The sequence below is a fragment of the Thioalkalivibrio sp. genome, from assembly GCF_041690275.1.
GTDB lineage: Bacteria > Pseudomonadota > Gammaproteobacteria > Ectothiorhodospirales > Ectothiorhodospiraceae > Thioalkalivibrio.
Genome location: NZ_JAWLHP010000109.1, coordinates 1 through 4,715, shown reverse-complemented (window position 1 = coordinate 4,715; position 4,715 = coordinate 1). Strand labels below are relative to the sequence as shown.

The following is a 4,715-nucleotide window of genomic DNA, read 5'->3' as shown; positions in this document are numbered from 1 at the left end:
ATGAACATCCGCCGGGAGGAGGACGGTCGCGATTCCATCGACAGCGTGGGCATCTCCATTTCCCTCCCGATCCAGTTGCAGGCCCTGCGGGCACCGGAAGAAGCCAGCGCCAACGTGAGTCTTGCCGATGCCCGCTCGGGGGCGCTTCTGGCAGAGCGCCGAATCCGTCTGGCAGTCGCGCAGGCCGAAGAGGCACTCGCCGCGGCTCGGGTGGAACTCGAGCAAGCCCGGGCTCACCGGGATCTTGCCGATGAAAGCCTCGGGCTCGCCCGCCGGGCCTACTCGCTGGGCGAGATCGGGCTTGCCGACCTGCTCCGCGTTCAGGAACGCCAGCTTTCCGCACAGCGTCGCGCCGCGATGAGCCACGTCCGGCTGCAGCGCAGCATCGCCGAATACAACCAGGCCAAGGGGGTCATGCCGTGAATCGCCACATCAGGAAAATGCTTCTCGGAGCCATGGGGGCCGCGCTGCTGTCCAGCCCGACCCTGCAGGCAGCGGACATCACCATGAGCGCCTCCCAGGCCCGGGCGCTGGGTATTGAAACCGCCGCGGTCCAGGCGGCCAGCAACGTCGCCGGACACGCCTACCCGGCCGACGTCCGGGTGCCGCCGGCCAACGAAACCGTGCTCGCCGCCCCGGTCGACGGGTTGATCCAGCAGGTCCGGGTCGCCGAAGGTGAGACCGTCACCCAAAACCAGCCGATCGCCAGCCTGCTGAGCCCGGGCCTGGTCGGGCTGCAACGCGACTACCTCGAGGCACTGGCGACCCATCGCGTGGCGGCACAGGCCCTCGAACGCGACCGGGCACTGGCGGCCGAGGGCATCATCGCCAAGCGCCGCCTCGACGAGAGCCGCGGCGCCTATAACCAGTCCGATGCCCGTCTTTCCGCCCTGCGCCAGAGCCTGTCGCTTGCCGGGATGAGCGCAGACGGCATCGATCGGCTCGACCAGACCCGTCGTATCGATGCCGTGCTTGACCTTGTCGCCCCGCGGGACGGCACCGTCATGGAGCGTATGGTCACCGCGGGCGAACGGGTCGACGCCGCCTCCGCCCTGGTCCGCATCAGCGCACTCGACACGCTCTGGCTGGAGGTGCGCCTGCCGGTCGAGCGTCTCGCCGACGTGCAAGCCGGGGACCGGGTAACCGTCGTGGACGAAGCGATGCAGGCGGAGGTCATCCTCATCGGCAGCCGCATCGACCCCGATGATCAGACCGTCATGGTCCGGGCCCGGGTCGACGCGGTCGACGGCCGGCTGCGTCCGGGCCAATTCCTGCGCGTGCGCCTCGAGGGCGCGGATCAGGCAGACCTGCTGCGAGTGCCGGGCAACGCCGTCATCCGCCAGGGAGAGGCATTCTTCATCTTCGTCGCGACCGAGGGCGGCTTCGATGCCCTCCCGGTCGAGCGGCTGGGCGAGGCCGATGGCCTGTTGACCATCCGGGTGAGCGACACGGGTGACCAGAGCCAGTTGTCGGCCGGTGATCACGTGGCCGTGGACGGTGTGGCCGCCATCAAGGGGGCCTGGCAAGGCATGGGAGGCGACGAGTGATGCTTGCCTCCCTGATCCGGTTCTCACTCACCCAGCGCCTGTTCATCCTGTTGCTGGTGGCCCTGATCGCGGGCCTGGGTACCCGCGCCTTTCTCAATCTCCCGATCGATGCCTTCCCGGACGTCTCGACGCCCCAGGTGAAGATCATCATCAAGGCCCCCGGCATGACGCCCGAGGAGGTCGAGCAGCGCATTACCGCCCCGGTGGAGGTGGAAATGCTGGGCATCCCCGACCAAGAGATGCTGCGCTCGGTGGCCAAGTACGGCCTGACCGACATCACCATCGACTTTGCCGAGGGCACCGACATCTACTGGGCCCGGCAGCAGGTAGCCGAGCGTCTGAATGCCGTCTGGGCCGACCTGCCGCCCGATGCCACCGGCGGCATGGCGCCGATCACCACGCCGCTGGGCGAGATGTTCATGTTCACCATCGACGGCGGCGACCTGTCGCTGACCGAGCGCCGCTCGCTGCTCGACTGGGTGATCCGCCCGGCCCTGCGCACCGTGCCGGGCGTGGCCGAGGTCAATGCGCTGGGCGGGCACGTGCGCACCTTCGAGGTCACCCCGGACACGGCGAAGATGAGCGCTCGCGGCATCACCCTCGACCAGCTGCGCACGGCCCTGTCGCGCAACAACCGCAACGATGGCGCCGGCCGGGTTCGCGATGGCGAGGAGGCCCTGCTGGTCCGCATCGAGGGGAGTGTCACGCAGCTCGATGACCTGCGCGAAACCGTGGTGGCGATGACCCCCGGGGGCGCTCCCATCCACGTGGCAGACGTCGCCAGCGTGCAGATCGGCAGTCTCACCCGCTACGGGGCGGTCACCAAGGACGGCGAACAGGAGGCCGTGCAGGGGCTGGTGCTGGGCCTGCGCGGGGCGAATGCCCGCGAGGTGGTCGCCGGTGTGCAGGACAAGATCGACGAACTGTCCTCCACCCTGCCCGACGGCGTGACCATCAACGTCTTCTACAACCGCGGCAACCTGGTCGACCGGGCCGTGCATACCGTCACGAAGGCGCTGGAAGAGGCGATCATCCTGGTGCTGATCCTGCTTCTCGTCTTCCTCGGCAATCTGCGGGCCGCGATCACGGTCGCCCTGATCCTGCCGCTGGCCGCCCTGGTGACCTTCATCCTCATGGACCGGATGGGCATGTCGGCCAACCTGATGAGCCTCGGCGGGCTGGCGATCGCGATCGGCATGCTGGTCGACGCCGCCGTGGTGGTGGTCGAGAACATCGTCGCCCACCTGGCGCGGGAGAAGGAGGCCAGACGCCTGCCGCGGCTGCACGTGATCTACCGGGCCGTGCGCGAGGTCGCCGCCCCGGTGACCGCCGGCATCCTGATCATCGTGATCGTCTTCCTGCCGCTGCTCACGTTGCAGGGGCTGGAAGGCAAGCTGTTCAAGCCGGTGGCGCTGACCATCGTCTTCGCCCTGGGAAGTTCGCTGCTGCTGTCCCTGACGGCCATCCCGGTAATCAGCTCGTATTTGCTGCGCAACGTGCCGCACGACGAGCCCTGGCTGGTGCGCCAGTTGCACAAGGTCTACACCCCGGCACTCGGCTGGTCGCTGGCCCACCCGAAGGTCATCGGCATCGTCGCCGTGGCCGCCCTGGGCGCCACGGCCGCGGCCTACACGCAGATCGGCAAGATCTTCATGCCCATCATGGACGAGGGCGACGTCATCGTGCAGCTCGAGAAGCTGCCCTCCATTTCGCTGGAGCAATCGATCACCCTGGACAAGCGTTTCCAGGAGGCCCTGATCGAGCGTGTGCCGGAAGTCACCGGCGTGATCGCCCGCACCGGATCGGACGAACTGGGCATGGACCCGATGGGGCTCAACGAGACGGACAGCTTCCTGGTCCTCAAGCCGCGCGAGCAATGGCGCTTCGAGACCAAGGAGGAACTGGTCGACGCCATCCGCGAGGTGCTGGCCGACTTCCCCGGCATGGCCCACGCCTTCACCCAGCCCATCGAAATGCGCGTCTCGGAAATGCTCACCGGGGTGCGCGGGGATCTGGCCATCAAGCTGTTCGGCCCCGACCTGGACGTCCTCAACGACAAGGCCCAGCGCATTGCCGAGACCGTGCGCGGCGTCGACGGCGCCTCGGATGTCTTCTACAGCCGCAACGAGGGTGTGCAGTACCTCAAGGTCACGGCCGACCGACAGGCCGCCGGCCGCTTCGGGCTGGCCATCGAGGAACTGGAAACCCTGCTGCGGGCGCAACTCGAGGGCAAGGACGTCGGCACCGTCTACGAGGGCATGCGGCGTACCCCGCTGATGATCCGCGGCAGCCGCGAGATCGCCAACTCGCCGGAAGCCTTGCGCGAGTTGCTCGTCAGCCTGCCGGGGGGTCGCCAGGCGCCACTGACGGCGCTGGCCACCATCGACCGGGTCGAGGGCCCGGTACAGGTCGAGCGGGAGCTGGGGGAGCGTTTCGTCGTGGTGGCCGCGAACGTTGCCGGTCGCGATCTGGTCGGGTTCGTCGAGGACGCCCGCCAGGCAGTCGCCGAGGAGGTTTCCCTGGACACGGGTTATCGCCTTGCCTGGGGCGGACAGTTCGAGAACCAGCAACGCGCGGCCAAGCGACTGGGGCTGGTGGTGCCGGTCTCGGTCGGGCTGATCTTCCTGTTGCTGTTCACCACCTTCGGCTCGATCCGCCAGGCCATCCTGGTCCTGCTGAACATCCCCTTCGCCCTGATCGGCGGCGTGTTCGGCCTTTGGATCTCCGGCGAGTACCTGTCGGTGCCGGCCTCGGTGGGCTTCATCGCGCTGCTGGGCATCGCGGTGCTCAACGGTGTGGTGCTGGTGAGCTATTTCAACCAGTTGCGCGCCCTGGGCCTGTCGCTGCACGAGACGGTGGTCGAGGGTGCCAAGCGACGCCTGCGCCCGGTGCTGATGACCGCCTCGATCGCCGCGTTCGGCCTGATCCCGCTGCTGTTCGCGACCGGGCCCGGCTCGGAGATCCAGCGGCCGCTCGCTGCCGTCGTCATCGGCGGGCTGGTGACCTCCACCTTGCTGACCCTGGTGCTGCTGCCCATCCTCTACCGCCGCTTCGGTGAAGCGTCACCCGAAGCGAACCGCAAGGGATCCGACTCATGAACAACGTGCTGCTGACCCTGATTGCCCCCCCGGACGTGGAGGAAGTCGTGATCGACTGGCTGCTCGGTCG

Annotated in this window: 3 protein-coding genes; all 3 read left to right on the top strand. The window is 68.1% G+C overall.

Going from position 1 to position 4,715, the window contains the following annotated elements:
• The coding region (locus tag ACESMN_RS13355; protein WP_373054100.1) for a TolC family protein at positions 1 to 423 on the top strand (423 nt) is incomplete at its 5' end.
• A 17-nt stretch (positions 424 to 440) separates the two neighbouring features.
• Positions 441 to 1,547: an efflux RND transporter periplasmic adaptor subunit gene (locus tag ACESMN_RS13350; RefSeq protein WP_373054099.1), complete on the top strand. Its 1,107-nt coding sequence runs from the start codon at positions 441 to 443 to the stop codon at positions 1,545 to 1,547.
• Positions 1,547 to 4,645, top strand: coding sequence for an efflux RND transporter permease subunit (locus ACESMN_RS13345; RefSeq protein ID WP_373054098.1), 3,099 nt, complete (start codon positions 1,547 to 1,549; stop codon positions 4,643 to 4,645). The genes ACESMN_RS13350 and ACESMN_RS13345 overlap by 1 nt, the downstream gene beginning before the upstream one ends.
• Positions 4,646 to 4,715 lie beyond the last annotated feature (70 nt).